We start from the raw sequence: 16,101 nt of genomic DNA, 5'->3' as shown, positions 1-16,101 counted from the left end.
CGCCCGTGATGAACCTGTTGAGTTCGCGCTCGCAGCATCCGGGTTGGCCGTTGGCGGCCGGTCCGCTGCGGGTACCCGCCGGGTTGGTGCGGTTGCGTCCGGTCAGATTGCGCGATGCCGCGCAATGGAGCCGGATCCGGTTGGCCGACCGAAGTCACCTGGAGCCATGGGAGCCCTCGACCGATATGAATTGGGAACTGCGGCACTCGGTTTCGGCGTGGCCGTCGGTGTGCTCGGGGCTGCGGTCGGAGGCCCGCAAGGGGCGCATGCTGCCCTATGTGATCGAACTCGACGGCCAGCTCGCCGGGCAGCTGACGATCGGGAACGTGACCCATGGCGCGTTGCGATCGGCCTGGATCGGGTACTGGGTGGCCAGCGGTTCGACCGGGGGAGGTGTCGCGACCGCCGCGCTGGCGCTGGGTCTCGACCACTGCTTCGGGCCGGTCATGCTGCATCGGGTGGAGGCCACGGTGCGGCCCGAGAACGGCGCCAGCCGTGCGGTGCTGGCAAAGGCGGGATTCCGGGAGGAGGGCCTGTTGAAGCGCTACCTCGACGTCGACGGAGCCTGGCGGGATCATCTTCTGGTCGCGATCACGGTCGAGGAACTCAACGGAACGGTGGCCTCGGCCCTGGTGCGGGCCGGCCGAGCGTCCTGGGCCTGACCGATCGCCTCGCCTGGTGGTCCGCACGCGTCGGGAGAGTGCCCGCGCTGTTACTGATGTGACACGTGTGACTTGCGGTGCTTGTATCCAGCGAATTACAGGTGTGTAATTGGGTCGGCGCGCCGCCCATGGATGCGCTGGTCACAGACCTAGCCTGATGGGGAAAGGAGCAGGCGCCATGCCAAGCATCCCCCAATCTCTCCTCTGGATCTCGCTCGTCGTGCTCTGGCTGTTCGTGCTCGTCCCGATGCTGATCAGCAAGCGTGACGCGGTGCGGCGGACCAGCGACGTCGCGCTGGCCACCCGGGTGCTCAACAGCGGGGCGGGTGCCCGGCTGCGTCGGCGAGGCCCCGCGGCGGGACATCGCAGCGATCCGGATTGGCAACCCCCGGCCGACGACCACGACGATCTCGACGAGGCCGACGCGAAGGCCCCGGCTCGCACCGTGGTGATGGTGGCCAACGACGACGAGGACGACGAGCCCGACTACCTCGACGTGGACGTCGTCGAGGATTCCGGGGCGCTGACGGAAGGCGCGCGGGAGCAGGCAGAGCCGGTGTCCGAGCCGGTGGCGGTCGCCGAAGCCGATGAACTGCCCCTCGATTACGGCGACGACGACAGCGAGTCGCGCGGAGATCTGGACGAACCGGAGCAGGACCGGCGGGTCACCGCGTCTGCCGAGGACACCGGCGTCTACTCGGTGATCGACGACGAATACGAATACTACGACTCCACCGACTGGGAGGACGACTCCACGGACGCAGACGAGGCTGCAGATCCGGCCGAGTCCGAAAGAGATCTGCGCGTTGCGGATTCGATCAGCGAGTCGCGGCGGCGCCGCCGCGAGTCGACCACCGCGGCGGCGGTCTCGGCGCGCAAGTACCGGTTCCGTGCCCGCACCATCGCCGTGATGGCGGTGCTGCTGCTCACCAGTGCGGTCGCGGCGTTCACCTGGTCATCGTCGATGTGGTACGTGTGCGGTGCGGTCGGTGTGGTCACCGCCCTGTATCTGGCCTACCTGCGCCGCCAGACCCGCATCGAGGAACAACTGCGCCGCCGGCGTGCGCAGCGGCTGGCCAGGTCCCGTCTCGGGGTCGAGAACACCAGCGATGTGGAGTTCGACGTCACGCCGTCACGGCTGCGCCGGCCCGGTGCCGCGGTGCTGGAGATCGACGACGAAGACCCCGCCTTCGAACACCTCGACTATGTCCCGTTCTCGCGGCACTACGACCTCCCGCGAGCGGCGGGGCAGTAGCGAGCCGGCTACCCGCGGCGCTCGCAGGCGGGGTGGAGGACCGATTTCTGCCGGTGGCCGGTGGCTGATAGCCTGTACCGGCACCAGGGGCTATGGCGCAGTTGGTAGCGCGACTCGTTCGCATCGAGTAGGTCAGGGGTTCGATTCCCCTTAGCTCCACATCACCAGGGAAGCCCCGGCCGTCGGCCGGGGTTTTTGCTGTCTGTCGGGACTCTGAAACCGTTGCGGCCGCGGCATATTCGCGCGCAGCTCGGATGGGCGGCGGCCGCCCAGGCCGGTGCTGTGATCTCAACCGCGGTGGTCACCCCGGGCGACCGCCTCGCAGAGGACGCCCGGCGTAACCAAACCTCGTGATGGACCTCTGCTTGCGTCCAGGTACCCGGGTCTGTCCGGCACAAACCGGCACCGGGTCAGAACGGGCTGCTGTTGGACTGCGACTTGGAGTCCTCGGGGCGCGGCCCGTACTTGCGGATGTACTCATCGTGCATGTGAGCGTCCTTCTTGCGCTTGATCACGTCCACCAGGTTCGGGTCGAGACCGTGGCGCGCCAGCCGGTGCCGGCGCCACACCTTGTTCAGGGCCAGTGCCATCAGCAACGCCCAGATGTAGATGGGCGCCGTCATCTCCAGGCGCATGTAGATGGGGGCCGGCAGCAGCCACAGCGGCGCCAGGATCAGCAACGGCGGAATCGCGTAGCGGATCATGTGCCTGCGCACCGCGCCCTGTCCGGCGAGGTCCTCGGCGACCCAGCGGTTCATCGACGCCGGCAGCCGCCGCCCGTAGCAGTAGGTGAGGTACTGCCAGAAGCCGGGTGTGGCGGTGCCGGTTGGTTCGGCGCTGGTCATCGGCGCTCCTTCGGATGAGCGGGTTGTCAGGACTGTAGTGCCCCGGCCGCAAGGGCGGCCGTGTTGATTCGGGTCAGGACGTCATGCAGGTGTTCGAGTTCGGTCAGGTCGACACCGAGGCGTGCGATCACCGCCGGCGGAATGTCCAGCGCGCGCTGCCGCAACGCCTCACCGGCCTCGGTGAGGCGGACGTCGGTCGAACGCTCGTCGGCGGTGTTGCGGGTTCGGGTGATCATGCCGATCGATTCCAGCCGCTTCAACATCGGCGACAGCGTGGCCGAGTCCATCTGCAGGGTGCCGGCGATCTGTTTGACCGACATCGGCACGGGGCGTCCCGCGCAGCGCTTGTGGTGATCCCACAGCGCCAACATGACGAGGTACTGCGGGTGGGTCAGTCCGAGCGGCTCCAGCAAGGGCCGGTACACAGCCAGGACAGCCCGGTTGGTGACGGCCAGCGCAAAACACACCTGCCGCTCCAGAGCGAGCGGGTCGGGCGCAGGGGTGGTCTGCGTAGCCATGATTTCCATCGTTCCCTAACTATTAGGGTGCAAGCAATATCGCGTGCGTCACCACCGTGCGTCACCACGACGCCCGGGTCACCGCCGTCGCGACGCGCCTCACATCGGGCCTTTGCTGACGGACCCGCCGCATCCTTGCCCGACGTTCCCGCACGCCCGTAGCCTCGAGACTGTGTCCGGGCTGATCGCGGTGCGCGCCGACGAACTCGCGGCGCTGACCGTGTTTGACGGGATCAGCGTGCAGGCGCTGGTGCCGCTGGCAGCCCAGCTGCGTCCACTGACCGCCGCCGTCGGGCAGGTGCTGATGCAGCAGGACGAGCTGGCGGTGTCCTTCCTGTTGATCGGTACCGGCCGCGCCGAGGTCACCCACACCGGCCTGGACGGACATGACACCGTCGTGGAACTCACCCCTGGCCTCATCGTCGGCGAGATCGCCCTGCTGCGTGACGCTCCCAGGACCGCAACCGTGGTGGCCACCGAACCGCTGACCGGCTGGGTGGGCGGCCGGGAAGCCTTCGCCACCATGCTCGAAGTCCCGGGAATGATGGACCGCCTGGTGCGGACCGCACGGCAGCGCCTCGCCGCGTTCATCACCCCGATCCCGGTCCAGATGCGCGACGGCTCGGTGCTCTACCTGCGGCCGGTGCTGCCCGGCGATGTCGAGCGCACCGCCAACGGCCCCGTCGAGTTCTCCAACGAGACCCTCTACCGGCGCTTCCAATCGGTACGGACACCGTCGAAGTCGTTGTTGGCCTATTTGTTCGAGGTGGACTACCTGGACCACTTCGTTTTCGTGATGACCGAAGGGCCGGACGGGCCGGTGGTCGCCGACGTCCGGTTCGTCCGCGATATGAACAACCCGCAGGAGGCCGAGATCGCGTTCATCGTCGGAGACGCCTACCAGGGCCGGGGTATCGGCACGTTCATGATGAGCGCGATCTCGGTCGCCGCGGGATACGACGGCGTGCAGCGCTTCACCGCGAGGGTGCTCAGCGACAACTACGCCATGCGGTCGATCCTGGACCGCTACGGCGCGGCCTGGCATCGCGACGACCTCGGGGTGGTCGTCACCGACATCGCGGTGCCCAAGGCCGACGACCTGCCGCTGAGCGCTGAACTCGTCGCCCGCATCCGCGCAGTGGCACGCCAGGTGATCCGGGCTGCCGGATGACGCGGCCGCCGCTGAACAAGGACACCACGGTGTGCATCTCGCTGGCAGGACGGCCGAGCAACATCGGCACCCGATTCCACAACCACCTCTACGAGCTGCTCGGGCTCGACTTCATCTACAAGGCGTTCACCACCACCGACATCGTCGCGGCCATCGGCGGAGTGCGCGCCCTGGGCATCCGGGGCTGCTCGATCTCGATGCCGTTCAAAGAGGACGTGCTCGGTCTCGTCGACATCGTCGAACCGTCGGCGCAGGCCATCGAATCGGTCAACACCATCGTCAACGACGTGTCGGTGCCCGGCGGCCGGCTCACCGCGTCCAACACCGATTACCTGGCGGTGCAACAGCTCATCGCAGCGCACGGGCTCAAGCCGGGCCTGCCGGTGGCGATCCGCGGCAGCGGAGGTATGGCCAAGGCGGTCGGTGCCGCGTTCGTCGGAGCGGGCTTCGGCACCGGTGTCGTGGTGGCCCGCAACCCCGAAGCCGGTGGCGCGCTGGCCGAGCGACTCGGCTACACCTACACCGCCGACATCGACACCGTCGCGGCGCCGATCATCGTCAACGTCACGCCGATCGGCATGGCCGGCGGCGCCGAAGAGCACGACCTGTCGTTCGGTCCGACCGCGATCGCCGCGGCGGACACCGTCTTCGACGTGGTGGCGCTACCGTCGGAGACCCCGTTGGTCAAGGCGGCGCGGCAGGCCGGCACCCGGGTGATCACCGGCGCCGAGGTGATCGCACTGCAGGCCGCCGAACAGTTCGAGCGCTACACCGGGGTGCGCCCCAGCCCCGAGCAGATCGCCGAGGCCTCAGCGCTCTCACGCGCCTGAGCGCGGTGCTCAGGGTGTGATGGTGGTCTGCTCGTCGATGGCCGCCGTGGCCTCCATCAGCGGGTACGCGAGATCCTCGGTGCCGTCGGCGGTGAGCTTGAGCACGAACAGTCCGTCCTGTCCGGGTATCACCACGGTCTTCTGCGCCACCATGTGATTGAGGCCGTCCTTGGTGTAGAAGCCGCCGATCTGCGTGGCGTCGAAGCCGCCGAGGCTGCTGGGCTCACCGGAGTCCGGACCTTGGAAGCCGGGCAGGTTGCGCGTCTCGTTGGGGGCGTACTCGATGACCTTCGCCGGGTCCACGTCCCCGGTCAGCTTCGTGACGAAGGCCACGATGGTCGGCGGGGTCTGCGCCGCCGGGTCGGCGGTGAAGATCAGCGCGTCGTAGGCACCCTCGGGTCCGCGCGGTCCGGCGGCCTCCCACCCCTGGGGGAACGGCAGATTGATCGTCGGGGCGCCCGGATCGCCACGCAGCACCGGGGTTTCGGTGATGCCGTTCTCCTCGACGTACTGGGCGAGGGTGATTCCGGGGCCGGCAGCGGGTGTCGGGGAGGGGGCCGCGCCGGGGGTGTCGGCAGGCGCGTTCTGCGCGGTCGTCTCGGGCGAGGCGGCGTCGGCATCCTCACCCGAGTTGCCCGAACTGCAGGCGGACAATCCGATTCCGAGAGCGACGGCGGCGATGGCGGCGACGCCGGCCCGCATGGCGATGGTCATGTCGTCTCCTGTTCGCCGGCCCCCGGGTGCGACACGGTCTGTGAGCGGTGAAGGCCGATCGCAGCGCAGCATATCGAGCCGGAAGGGGGTTTTCAGGCACCAGGCTAGCGAATTTGCTGGATCGGGTGCGGTCGAGTTTGCCGAAATCGTCCGCCCGGATCGGGCGACGGTAGGTGTTGCCTGGACCGGCCCGACGATCGGGAGTCCGAACACCGCCGGTGTTCGTTCGCCGGTGCGCAGCGACCTTTTCCGGACTTCTCGCGTGGCGACGTCCCCGGTGTCGCGCAACCGTCACGGCGCATGGACACCGCCGTGCCCGATCCGAGCGTCGCGCATCGGCGCCGGTTCATCCGTGGTATCAACGGCGCGTGAGGCTGATCGCCCTCTGCGCGCTGGCCCTGACGGGCGCGGCGTGCGCCACGCCGCCGGAACCGCAGCCGACCCCGGTGACTCCGGACGTGGTCGCCCTCGCAATCGATCCCGCACGCATCGACCGGGCCCGGGACCAACTTCCGGACGGATACGAGGTGACGCCGTACGCGGGTGCACCGTCGCCGTTCGCAGCGTGGGGTTTCGGTGATCTGCCGGCCGCCGATCCGCCGCCGTGCGCGGCGCTGGGAGCGCCCGCGGTCGATCCGGCGAGTGCGCGGGGCTGGTCGGCCTCGGGGCCAGGCGGGATCGTCTACGCGGTGGTGGCAGCCGCAGCGGATCCGGTCGCGCCGGCACCCGAACTCGGCGCCGAATGTGTGCACTGGACGGTCGTGTCGGGGCACTCGACCGCCGCGGTCACCGCACTTCCCGGGCCGGACATACCCGCCGCCCAGACCGCCGGGATGAGCAGCGCGGCCACCACCGTCGTGGAAGGCGGCACCGAAACACATTCGCATTCCGAGACTTTCGTCGCCTACCTGGGTGACTACATCTGTTTCGTCGCGGTGGTCACCGACCCCGGGGCGCCGCACCCCGCGCTCGGGCCGGGTTTCGGATCCGATCTGCTCGCCACGACGGTGTCGACGCTGCGCGGATGAGCGGGCCGGCGCAGGTACATTGGCGGCGATGTCGAACCGAGCGAAACACCTGGCCGTCGCGGCGGCGATCTGCGCCGGGTTGACGGCGGCCTGTGGTTCCGGCCAGTCCGAGGACGTCGCGCGGGCCGACATCGCCAGGGTCGCCGACCTCAAGTCCAGCTTCCCTGCGCCGTTCACGGTGAATTCCGTCGGGCCGACCGGTATCGACCCGCGGTACCTCACGGCGCAGCAGCTGCCTCCCGGTCTGACCTTCGACCCTGCCGACTGCGCGGAGTCGGCAGGCCGGCAGACCCTTTCCGAAGGTGTCAAAGGGAATATGGCGGCGACCACCGCCGAGGGCGAGGGCGTGCGCTACATCGTCATCGCCGTCGAGACGTCCGAGCCGGTGCCCGTCAACTCGCCCACCGAGCAATGCGACAAGGTCACCTTCACCGGCGCGGGGATCCGGGGTCTGGTCGAGGTGGTGGAAGCCCCGCAGATCGACGGGGTACAGACCGTGGGCACCCACCGGGTGCTGCAGACGGTGACCGCGGAGGGCCCGCGCACCGGCGAGCTGTACAACTACGTCGCCCACTTCGGCACCTTCATCGTGATCGTCACCGCCAACCCGCTCGTCGTCCCCGACAAGCCGGTCGCCCACGTCGACACCCAACGCGCCCGTGACCTGGTCGCGCAGACGGTCGGACTGATCAAAGGCTAGAACCCCCGGGTCCCGGGGTCACCGCACGTCGTGGGGGCGGAACTGGATGCTGATCCGGGGCCCGGTCGGGCGGGCGGTCTTGGGCACCGCGTGTTCCCAGGTGCGCTGACAGGATCCGCCCATCACCAACAGATCACCGTGGCAGTGCCGCAGCCGCAGCGACGGCCCGCCGCCCCGGGGTCGCAACGCGAAAACCCTTGTGGCTCCCAGTCCCACGATCGCCACCATGGTGTCCTCGGTGCTGCTGCGGCCGATGTTGTCGCCGTGCCAGGCCACACTGTCGTTGCCGTCGCGGTACAGGCACAGGCCCGCCGAGACGAACGGTTCGCCGAGTTCCCCGGCGTACGCATCGTTGAGCCGGCGGCGCAATTGCTTGAGTCGGGGGTGCGGCGCGGATCCGTCGAGCAGATTGTGGAAGCTGACCAGGCGCGGCACATCCAGCACCCGGTCGTACATCTGCCGCCGCTCGGCGCGCCACGGAATCTGATCGCGCAGTTCCCGGAAGAGTGCGTCGTCGGCACAACCGTCCTGCCCCAACCACCCGGAACGCACCTCCAGCCACGCGCCGTGGCCGAGGTCACGACGCTCGGAGTGGTCGAACAGAGAGCTTTGCAGAGCCGGCTCCATGTCCGGAAGTCTATCGCACACGCGTTCGAAAGCCGCGCGGACGCGTGTCCCGAACTGTCAGAGCCGTACCGCGCCCGGTCCCTCGTCGGCGAGTACGTCCCCGGGGTTGGCCAGCGCGCACACCTTCAAACTCAGACAGCCGCAGCCGATGCACCCGGCGAGGTTGTCGCGCAGCCGCTGCAGGTGCAGGATGCGCTGGTCGAGGTCCTCCCGCCAGCCTTCGGACAGCTTGGCCCAGTCCTTGCTGGTGGGCACCCGATCGGACGGCAGGGTGGCCAGCGCCTCGCGGATCCGGGCCAGCGGGATGCCGAGACGCTGCGACATCCGGATGAACGCCACCCGGCGCAACGTGTCGCGGGGGTAGCGCCGCTGGTTGCCGCCGGTGCGCCTGCTGGCGATCAGGCCTTCGCGTTCATAGAAGTGCAGTGCCGACACCGCGACCCCGCTGCGCACCGACAGCTCACCTGGGGTGAGTTCGTGGGGCGACTCCATGACCTCAACCCTAGTTGAGGTGCTTTTCGGGTTACGGTGCTAACCGTGACTGATGCGGCACTCGGGTGTAATTCGGAGGTCGGCAGGCTGCGGGTCGTCATCCTGCACCGGCCGGGCCCAGAACTGCAGCGCCTGACACCACGCAACAACGACACCCTGCTCTTCGACGGGCTGCCCTGGGTGGCCAGGGCTCAGCAGGAGCACGACGCATTCGCCGACCTGTTGCGTTCCCGCGGGGTCGAGGTGCTGCTGCTCGGCGACCTGCTGACCGAGGCGCTGGCCAAGAGCGGGGCGGCCCGGATGCACGGTATCTCGGCGGCGGTCGATGCCCGCCGCCTCGGTGTGCCGCTGGCCCAGGAACTCTCGGCGTACCTGCGCACACTCGACGCGCCGGCGCTGGCGCGGATCCTGATGGCCGGGATGACCTTCGACGAGTTGCCGTTCGGCGAGAACGAGCTGTCGCTGGTGCGCCGCATGCATCACGGCGGTGACTTCGTCATCGACCCGCTGCCCAACCTGCTGTTCACCCGGGACTCGTCGTTCTGGATCGGGCCGCGGGTGGCCATCACCTCGCTGTCGATGCATGCTCGGGTGCGGGAAACATCGCTGACCGACTTGATCTACGCCCACCATCCCCGCTTCCTCGGTGCGCGACGGGCCTACGAATCACGGTCGGCGCCGATCGAGGGCGGCGACGTGTTGCTGCTGGCCCCCGGCGTGGTCGCGGTCGGAGTGGGGGAGCGCACCACGCCGGCCGGTGCAGAAGCGTTGGCGCGCAGCCTGTTCGACGACGACCTGGCCCACACCGTGCTGGCGGTGCCGATCGCTCAGGAGCGGGCCCAGATGCATCTGGACACGGTGTGCACGATGGTCGACACCGACGCCGTGGTGATGTATCCGAACATCCAGGACTCGCTGACGGCGTTCACGATCCGGCGCGAATCGGGCGGGGTGAAGATCGGCCGTGCCGCGCCGTTCGTCGACGCCGCGGCCGACGCGATGGGTATCGGCAAGTTGCGGGTGATCGACACCGGCCTCGACCCGGTCACCGCTGAGCGTGAACAGTGGGACGACGGCAACAACACGCTGGCACTTGCACCGGGTGTGGTGGTGGCCTACGAGCGCAACACCGAAACCAATGCCCGGCTGGTGGATTCGGGTATCGAGGTGCTGCCGATCGCGGCCTCGGAGCTGGGCACCGGGCGCGGCGGCCCGCGGTGCATGTCCTGTCCGGCCGGCCGCGAGCCACTCTGACACGCCCGCCGCGCTGCGGCCCGCTGCGCCGCGAGAGTGCACCCCCTGTAGCGAACCGGGCGTGGGCGCTACCGTGACTGCACCCTCGCGAGCGAGTCGCACCCTCGCGAGCGAGTCGCACCCTGCGCTAGCGCCAGGACGGTAGCCAGATCTGCATGTTCCACGTCTGCTGCGAGATCGGCAGACCGGTCAGGATCGGGTAGAGCCAGGCGAAGTTGGTGATGACCACCGCGACGTAGATGCACACCACCAACAGCCCCAGCGTCCTCCGCTCGGCGTTCTGCCCGGGTTTGTAGAGGATGTCGCCCAGGATCATCGCGATGATCATCACCAGGAACGGCGCCATGGTCGCGGCGTAGAAGAAATACATCTGCCGGTCGATGTCGGCGAACCACGGCAGGAACCCCGCGGTGTAGCCGGCCAGCAGCACCGCGTAGCGCCAGTCCCGCTTGACGAACGTGCGCCACACCGCCCAAGCCAGCACCGGCACCGCCAGGAACCACATCGCCGGGGTGCCCACCAGCATGACGACCTTCACGCACGATTGCGCGCCACACCCGGGGACGTTCTCGGTGTCGATCGCGTACAACACCGGTCGCAGCGACATCGGCCACGTCCACGGTTTCGACTCCCACGGGTGGTAATTGCCGTCGGCGTTGGTCAGCCCGGAATGGAAACGGTAGGCCGCGTAGGTGTAGTGCCACAGCGATCGGAGGGCATCCGGGACCGGAAGCACGCTGTCCGGGCCGATCGAGCGACCCACTTCGTGGCGGTTCACGCCGGTCTCCGACGCGAACCACGGCGTATAGGACGCCAGGTACACCCCGAACGGGATCAGCACCAAGGCGTACAGCGACGGGCCGACATCGCGGCGAATGGTTCCCAGCCAGGGGCGCGGCACGTGGTATTGCTTGCGCACCGCGACGTCGAAGGCCACCGTCATGACGCCGAAGAACAGCACGAAGTACAGCCCCGACCACTTCGTGGCGCAGGCCAGGCCCAGCAGCACCCCGGCCCCGAACCGCCACCACCGCACGCCCAGGCGCGGCCCCCATGCCGTCTCGGCGATCCGGCCTGCCAGGTACGCCAGGTGCATGCGTTCGCGCATCTGGTCGCGGTCGACGATCAGGCAGCCGAACGCGGCCACCACGAACACGGTGAGGAACCCGTCGAGCAGCGCCGTGCGGGCGGTCACGAAGCTGACTCCGTCGGCGATCAGCAACAGGCCGGCGATCCCGCCCACCAGGGTGGACCGGCTGATCCGCCGCGCGATGCGGGCCACCAGCAGGACCAGCACCACGCCACACACCGCGATCGAGAAGCGCCAGCCCACACCGTTGTAGCCGAAGATCGCTTCACCGATCGCGATCAACTGTTTGCCCACCGGCGGATGCACCACCAGCCCGTAGCCGGGATTGTCCTCGACCCCGCCGTTGTGCACCATCTGCCAGGCCTGCGGGGCGTAGTGCTTCTCATCGAAGATCGGGGTGCCGGCATCGGTGGGGGAGCCGAGGTTCAGGAACCGGCTCAGCGCGGCGAGCGCGGTGATGACCGCGGTCATCATCCAGCCCTGCAGCCGGTCCAGCGGTCCGAAGTCGGCGACGGGCACCAGTGGGCCGGGGCTGATCAGCGGGACCGAGCGGCCGTCTCGGTCGACCTGCTCCGCGCCGGTGTTCGTGCTCCTCGAGCCCTCGGCGGCGTTCTCGCTCCTCACGTCGGCGGCGGCGCTCACGGTTGCGATCGTAGGCTGTGGGGCATGACGGCCGGACGACTGCTGGTGGGCGCGACGCCGCTGGGACAGCCGTCGGACGCGTCGACGCGCCTGGTACGCGCGCTGCGCAGCGCCGATGTCATCGCCGCCGAGGACACCCGTCGGATTCGCACCCTGGCACAGGCCCTCGAGGTCAAACCGTCAGGCCGAATCGTCAGCCTCTACGACCAGAACGAGGCGTCCCGGGTGCCCGCGCTGCTCGATGACATCAAGGGCGGGGCGACCGTGCTGCTGGTCAGTGACGCCGGCATGCCGCTGATCAGCGACCCCGGCTACCGGTTGGTGGCCGCCTGCGTCGACAACGACCTCACCGTCGCCTGTCTGCCCGGCCCGTCCGCGGTGACCACCGCGCTCGCCGTCGCCGGCCTGCCGTCCGAGCGGTTCTGTTTCGAGGGGTTCGCCCCGCGCCGACAGGCGGCGCGACGCAACTGGCTGCAGAGCCTGGCCGCCGAACCGCGCACCTGTGTGTTCTTCGAGTCACCGCGCCGGCTGGCCGAACTGCTCGGCGACGCCGTGGAGGTCCTCGGCCCCGGGCGCCGGGCGGTGGTGTGCCGGGAACTGACCAAGACCCACGAGGAGATCGTGCGCGGACCGCTGGGTGAACTGGCCGACTGGGCCGCCGACGGGGTGCTCGGCGAGATCACCGTGGTGCTGGCGGGGGCGACGCCGTCGGTGGACCCCGACGAGCTGGTGGCGCAGGTGAACCGACTGGTCGACGACGGCATGCGGGTCAAGGACGCGTGCGCGCAGGTGGTCACCGCGAACCCCGGGTCGCCGTCCAAGCGCGAGCTCTACGACGCGGTGCTACGAGCGCGTCAGTGACCCGGCGCCGCGACGAACGATCGAGGCCGCCTTGTCCAGGCACTCCTGCCACTCGCGGTCCGGATCCGAATCGGCGGTGATGCCGCCGCCCACCCCGAGCACCGCGCCCCCGTCTGCGGCGAACTCCACGGTCCGGATCGCCACGTTGAGTTCGCACCCGGCCGCCGGCGAGGCCAGACCGACTGTGCCGCAATAGACACCGCGGCGCGCGGGTTCCCACCCGATCAGCAGTTCGCGTGCCCGGCCCTTCGGCGTGCCGGTCACCGAGGCCGGCGGAAACGTCGCGTCCAGCAACGCGGCCATCGGCAGTTGGGCAGGCACCTGCGCGGCCACCGTCGACACCAGATGCCACACTCCCGGTGCGGGACGGATCGTCAGCAGCTCGGGCACCGACACCGAACCGGTGCGGGCAACCCGGCCCAGGTCGTTGCGCACCAGGTCCACGATCATGATGTTCTCGGCGACGTCCTTGACCGATGCGCGCAATGCGGCCGGGTCGGCATGGTCGGGCAGGGTTCCCTTGATGGGACTGGAGATGACGTCCTCGCCGCGACGGCGCAGGAACAGTTCCGGAGACAGCGACGCCACCGCACCCCAGGTGCCGGCCACGAAGGCGGCGCGGGCCGGCACCGTGCGCGCGGCGGCCTCGACGAAGAAGTCCACCGGTTCTCCGTCCAGCACCCCGGCGAACTGGGTGCACACACACGCCTGGTACACCTCGCCGGCCGCGATCGCCGCCAGGCACGCCTGGACCCCACGGCGGTGGGCGTGCCGGTCGGCCTCACCCCAGCGGATGACGGCGGTTCCCGGGGTTGGACGCATGCTCAAGGCATCCGTCACCCAATCGGAAAGTGCTGCACCGCTCAGGCTTTCATGCCACCAGTGGCCGTGGCGATCGCATCGGAGCACCGAATCCGACCATCCGCCCGCGGCCTGCGGGATACGGGATGGCCGGCCGTCGGCGCCACCGTCGGGATAGGACAGGTACCCGAACCAGCCGCCGCCCACCGGCCCGTCGCACCGGCTGCCGGGGCTGACGTCGAAGACGTCCCGAGGGTCGGCCGGGGTGGCGTCGACGGTCGGTGCGATCACCGCCCGCGATCCGAACCAGTCTCCGATCAGCGCGGCCGGTGGTGGCAGGGCCAGCCGTGCCGCGGCCGCGGCCAGCGTGCTGAGCACCGCCGGGGCACTGCCCAGATCGCCGAGCCGCTCGATGCGCACCGGCCCATTATCGGCTGATCTGTCGCGGCACCAGCACGCCCGCCAGCTTCTCGGGATTGCGCATCGCATAGAAATTGGTGATCCGGCCGTCGGCCACCTCGAAGGTCACCACCCCCTCGAGGTGCTCGCCCAGGTAGAGCACCAGCGCAGGGGCGCTGTTGTAGACCGCCGGTTCGACCCGCCCGTCGACCCCGCCGAGCCGGACGAAACCCAGGATCAGCCGGGCCACCCGGTCGGCACCGGCCACCGGCCGTCTGGCCGCGCTGACCTTGCCGTCGCTGTCGGCCGTCCACACCACGTCGGGGGCCAGCATGGCCATCAGCCCGTCCAGGTCGCCGGTGGCGGCGGCGGCGAAGAACTTCGTGGTGATCTCGGTGGACAGCTTCGCATCGACCGGCTCGAAGCGCCTGCGCCGGGCCTGGACGTGCGCGCGGGCGCGGTGCGCCAGCTGGCGCACCGACGCGGCGGATTTGTCCAGCGCCGCGGCGATCTCGTCGTGGCCGAAGCCGAACACCTCCCGCAGCACGAACACCGCCCGCTCGTCGGGGCTCAGGGTCTCCAGCACCACCAGCATGGCCATCGACACCGACTCCGCGAGCACCACATCGGCGGATGGATCCGGGGCGGTCAGCAGCGGTTCGGGCAGCCAGGGCCCCACGTAGTCCTCGCGGCGGCGGGACTGCGACCGCAGCGAGTTGAGCGCCTGACGGGTGACCAGCCGGGCCAGGTAGGCCTTGGTGTCGCTCACCGCGTCCAGGTCCACCTCGGCCCAGCGTAGGTAACTCTCCTGCAGGACGTCGTCGGATTCCGTTGCGCTGCCCAGGATTTCGTAGGCGATGGTGAACAGCAACGGTCGCAGATGGGTGAACCGTTCGGCGTGTTCGGCGCCGGCGGCCGTGCTCATCGCAGGGGCACCGCCGCCGCGGCGATTGCCGCCGACCGGTCCGGGCCTTTGAAGGACGTGTAGGAGCCGGGTTCGGCGGCCTCCGAGCCGAGCCACTTCAGGGTGAAGCGGCATACCTGTTCCTTGACGAAAGCGCCTGTGCGCCCGCCGATGTAGAGGTTCACCGGGGTGTCGTCCCGGCGCTGCAACTGCACGGTGCCCGCACCCCGGCCCAGGCTGATGCACTGACCGGTCATCGGCACCCTCGCGTCCGCGGGAGCGGTGCCGGCGATGCGGGCCAGCACGGTGTCGGCGGCCTGCGCGCCCAACGGCAGACCGGCCTGACAGCTCATCCGGTAGGGCAGCCCGGACGGGGCGGCGCAGTCCCCGGCAGCCACGATGCGGTCGTCGTCGATGCTGGTCAGGGTCTCGTCGGTGCAGACCCTGCCCAGACCGTCGGTGCGCAGGCCGCTGGCCGCCGCCAGCCCGGGGACCCCGAAGCCGGCAGTCCACACCGTCACCGCGCTGGGCCGGGATCGGCCATCGGCCAGCGTGACCCGGTCGGCGGTCACACCGGCGACCACCGCGCCCGGACCGTCGACGATGGTGACGCCGAGCTTGCGCAGCCGTTTGATCACCGAGCGGCGTCCGGGTGCGCTCAGTGACGGGCCGACGACGGGGCTGACCACCGCCACGCTGCGTCCGGCCTCGGCGAACTCCGATGCCGCCTCGATCCCGGTCAGACCGCCGCCCACCACCACCACCGGTGCCGGCGTGGCGAGATCGTTCAGCCGCTCGCGCAGCCGCCTCGCCTGTTCCAGTTCACTCAGCGGGTAAGCGAATTCGGCCGCGCCGGGGACTGCTGCCGGCACGTCGCCGGTGCTGCCGACGGCATAGACGAGGTAGTCGTAGTCCAGCGCGGCGCCGGTGGCCAGCGCCACCCGGCGGGCGGTGGCGTCGATGCGTTCGGCGGTGTCGACGACCAACCGCACACCGGCGTTGAGGACGCGGGCGTAGTCCTCGACCGCGTCGTCGTTGTCGGCCGCGAGCTGGTGCAGCCGGATGCGTTCGACGAACTCGGGTCGGGGGTTGACCAGGGTGACCCGCACCCCGGTGCGCGACATCAACCGGTTGGCCGCCATCACGCCGGCGTAGCCGCCGCCGATCACGACGACGTGGGTGTCCGGTGTGGTCTCGGGTGTGGTCTCCGGTGTGGTCATGGTGTCTCCTCTCGAAGGGTTGTGCCCTCAAGACACCGCGCGCCGTCGCAGTGTGACAGCAGGGGCGCGACTGTGGCTCAGATCACCC

The 16,101-nt window shown here is 69.6% G+C and carries 17 protein-coding genes and 1 tRNA gene; 9 read left to right on the top strand and 9 right to left on the bottom strand.

Annotation, left to right across the window (positions count from 1 at the left end; all coding sequences use genetic code 11):
• Positions 1 to 8: 8 nt before the first annotated feature.
• The 3 genes from ACNUDN_RS21695 (at position 9) to ACNUDN_RS21685 (ending at position 2,076) form a co-directional block, all read left to right on the top strand.
• On the top strand, positions 9 to 662 hold the full coding sequence (locus tag ACNUDN_RS21695) for a GNAT family N-acetyltransferase (protein WP_419125256.1): 654 nt from the start codon (positions 9 to 11) through the stop codon (positions 660 to 662).
• A gap of 178 nt (positions 663 to 840) precedes the next feature.
• Positions 841 to 1,917 carry a divisome protein SepX/GlpR gene (gene sepX / locus ACNUDN_RS21690; RefSeq protein WP_419123815.1) on the top strand — a complete coding sequence of 359 codons (1,077 nt, stop codon included), beginning with the start codon at positions 841 to 843 and terminating at the stop codon, positions 1,915 to 1,917.
• A gap of 86 nt (positions 1,918 to 2,003) precedes the next feature.
• Positions 2,004 to 2,076, top strand: a tRNA-Ala gene (locus tag ACNUDN_RS21685).
• A gap of 251 nt (positions 2,077 to 2,327) precedes the next feature.
• Here the strand turns inward: ACNUDN_RS21685 and ACNUDN_RS21680 are convergent.
• Entirely contained in the window at positions 2,328 to 2,762 is a 435-nt protein-coding gene (locus tag ACNUDN_RS21680) for a DUF5313 domain-containing protein (RefSeq protein ID WP_419123814.1), read from the bottom strand.
• A gap of 26 nt (positions 2,763 to 2,788) precedes the next feature.
• Complete coding sequence (locus tag ACNUDN_RS21675) at positions 2,789 to 3,280, bottom strand: MarR family winged helix-turn-helix transcriptional regulator (RefSeq protein WP_419123813.1); 492 nt, start codon at positions 3,278 to 3,280, stop codon at positions 2,789 to 2,791.
• Between the two features lie 172 nt (positions 3,281 to 3,452).
• Between ACNUDN_RS21675 and pat the strand changes: the two genes are divergently transcribed.
• Complete coding sequence (gene pat, locus ACNUDN_RS21670; RefSeq protein WP_419123812.1) at positions 3,453 to 4,451, top strand: acetyltransferase Pat; 999 nt, start codon at positions 3,453 to 3,455, stop codon at positions 4,449 to 4,451.
• Entirely contained in the window at positions 4,448 to 5,281 is an 834-nt protein-coding gene (locus tag ACNUDN_RS21665; protein WP_419123811.1) for a shikimate 5-dehydrogenase, read from the top strand. The genes pat and ACNUDN_RS21665 overlap by 4 nt, the downstream gene beginning before the upstream one ends.
• 9 nt (positions 5,282 to 5,290) lie before the next feature.
• On the opposite strand, the gene lpqN is transcribed toward ACNUDN_RS21665, so the two are convergent.
• On the bottom strand, positions 5,291 to 5,995 hold the full coding sequence (gene lpqN / locus ACNUDN_RS21660; protein WP_419123810.1) for an envelope biogenesis lipoprotein LpqN: 705 nt from the start codon (positions 5,993 to 5,995) through the stop codon (positions 5,291 to 5,293).
• 368 nt (positions 5,996 to 6,363) lie between these two features.
• On the opposite strand from lpqN, the gene ACNUDN_RS21655 reads away from it, so the two are divergent.
• Together ACNUDN_RS21655 and ACNUDN_RS21650 are read left to right on the top strand one after the other, a co-directional pair.
• Positions 6,364 to 7,023, top strand: a complete 660-nt coding sequence (locus tag ACNUDN_RS21655; protein ID WP_419123809.1) for a DUF5642 family protein — start codon at positions 6,364 to 6,366, stop codon at positions 7,021 to 7,023.
• A gap of 28 nt (positions 7,024 to 7,051) precedes the next feature.
• Positions 7,052 to 7,723, top strand: a complete 672-nt coding sequence (locus ACNUDN_RS21650) for a DUF5642 family protein (protein WP_419123808.1) — start codon at positions 7,052 to 7,054, stop codon at positions 7,721 to 7,723.
• Positions 7,724 to 7,741: 18 nt separating this feature from the next.
• Here the strand turns inward: ACNUDN_RS21650 and ACNUDN_RS21645 are convergent, their stop codons facing one another.
• Positions 7,742 to 8,350 carry an alpha-ketoglutarate-dependent dioxygenase AlkB gene (locus ACNUDN_RS21645; protein ID WP_419123807.1) on the bottom strand — a complete coding sequence of 203 codons (609 nt, stop codon included), beginning with the start codon at positions 8,348 to 8,350 and terminating at the stop codon, positions 7,742 to 7,744.
• 57 nt (positions 8,351 to 8,407) lie between these two features.
• Complete coding sequence (gene soxR, locus ACNUDN_RS21640) at positions 8,408 to 8,842, bottom strand: redox-sensitive transcriptional activator SoxR (RefSeq protein WP_419123806.1); 435 nt, start codon at positions 8,840 to 8,842, stop codon at positions 8,408 to 8,410.
• Positions 8,843 to 8,887: 45 nt separating this feature from the next.
• Between soxR and arcA the strand changes: the two genes are divergently transcribed.
• Entirely contained in the window at positions 8,888 to 10,096 is a 1,209-nt protein-coding gene (gene arcA / locus ACNUDN_RS21635) for an arginine deiminase (RefSeq protein WP_419123805.1), read from the top strand.
• A gap of 127 nt (positions 10,097 to 10,223) precedes the next feature.
• Here the strand turns inward: arcA and ACNUDN_RS21630 are convergent, their stop codons facing one another.
• A complete protein-coding gene (locus ACNUDN_RS21630) occupies positions 10,224 to 11,726 on the bottom strand; it encodes a dolichyl-phosphate-mannose--protein mannosyltransferase (protein ID WP_419125255.1) in 1,503 nt (500 codons plus the stop codon).
• Positions 11,727 to 11,852: 126 nt separating this feature from the next.
• Between ACNUDN_RS21630 and rsmI the strand changes: the two genes are divergently transcribed.
• Complete coding sequence (rsmI, locus tag ACNUDN_RS21625) at positions 11,853 to 12,689, top strand: 16S rRNA (cytidine(1402)-2'-O)-methyltransferase (protein ID WP_419123804.1); 837 nt, start codon at positions 11,853 to 11,855, stop codon at positions 12,687 to 12,689.
• Here the strand turns inward: rsmI and ACNUDN_RS21620 are convergent.
• The 3 genes from ACNUDN_RS21620 to ACNUDN_RS21610 are packed head-to-tail and all read right to left on the bottom strand — an operon-like array spanning position 12,672 to position 16,013.
• Complete coding sequence (locus ACNUDN_RS21620) at positions 12,672 to 13,910, bottom strand: aminodeoxychorismate synthase component I (RefSeq protein WP_419123803.1); 1,239 nt, start codon at positions 13,908 to 13,910, stop codon at positions 12,672 to 12,674. The two genes, rsmI and ACNUDN_RS21620, sit on opposite strands and share 18 nt — an antisense overlap.
• A 7-nt stretch (positions 13,911 to 13,917) precedes the next feature.
• The gene (locus tag ACNUDN_RS21615) at positions 13,918 to 14,814 is read right to left on the bottom strand and encodes an RNA polymerase sigma-70 factor (protein WP_419123802.1); all 897 of its coding nucleotides are present in this window, start codon (positions 14,812 to 14,814) and stop codon (positions 13,918 to 13,920) included.
• A complete protein-coding gene (locus ACNUDN_RS21610; protein ID WP_419123801.1) occupies positions 14,811 to 16,013 on the bottom strand; it encodes an NAD(P)/FAD-dependent oxidoreductase in 1,203 nt (400 codons plus the stop codon). Before ACNUDN_RS21610 ends, ACNUDN_RS21615 begins: the two co-directional genes overlap by 4 nt.
• Positions 16,014 to 16,101 lie beyond the last annotated feature (88 nt).

It is taken from the genome of Mycobacterium sp. smrl_JER01, assembly GCF_048513595.2.
Lineage (GTDB): Bacteria > Actinomycetota > Actinomycetes > Mycobacteriales > Mycobacteriaceae > Mycobacterium.
Note: the sequence above shows the minus strand (reverse complement) of the source record. Positions and strands in the feature narration are given on the sequence as shown.

Bases quoted from the DNA above. Each gene is read 5' to 3' on its own strand.
- ACNUDN_RS21695 (WP_419125256.1), top strand. From the start codon at position 9: ATGAACCTGTTGAGTTCGCGCTCGCAGCATCCGGGTTGGCCGTTGGCG.
- sepX (WP_419123815.1), top strand. From the start codon at position 841: ATGCCAAGCATCCCCCAATCTCTCCTCTGGATCTCGCTCGTCGTGCTC.
- ACNUDN_RS21680 (WP_419123814.1), bottom strand. From the start codon at position 2,762: ATGACCAGCGCCGAACCAACCGGCACCGCCACACCCGGCTTCTGGCAG.
- ACNUDN_RS21675 (WP_419123813.1), bottom strand. From the start codon at position 3,280: ATGGCTACGCAGACCACCCCTGCGCCCGACCCGCTCGCTCTGGAGCGG.
- ACNUDN_RS21665 (WP_419123811.1), top strand. From the start codon at position 4,448: ATGACGCGGCCGCCGCTGAACAAGGACACCACGGTGTGCATCTCGCTG.
- lpqN (WP_419123810.1), bottom strand. From the start codon at position 5,995: ATGACCATCGCCATGCGGGCCGGCGTCGCCGCCATCGCCGCCGTCGCT.
- ACNUDN_RS21650 (WP_419123808.1), top strand. From the start codon at position 7,052: ATGTCGAACCGAGCGAAACACCTGGCCGTCGCGGCGGCGATCTGCGCC.
- ACNUDN_RS21645 (WP_419123807.1), bottom strand. From the start codon at position 8,350: ATGGAGCCGGCTCTGCAAAGCTCTCTGTTCGACCACTCCGAGCGTCGT.
- soxR (WP_419123806.1), bottom strand. From the start codon at position 8,842: ATGGAGTCGCCCCACGAACTCACCCCAGGTGAGCTGTCGGTGCGCAGC.
- rsmI (WP_419123804.1), top strand. From the start codon at position 11,853: ATGACGGCCGGACGACTGCTGGTGGGCGCGACGCCGCTGGGACAGCCG.
- ACNUDN_RS21615 (WP_419123802.1), bottom strand. From the start codon at position 14,814: ATGAGCACGGCCGCCGGCGCCGAACACGCCGAACGGTTCACCCATCTG.
- ACNUDN_RS21610 (WP_419123801.1), bottom strand. From the start codon at position 16,013: ATGACCACACCGGAGACCACACCCGAGACCACACCGGACACCCACGTC.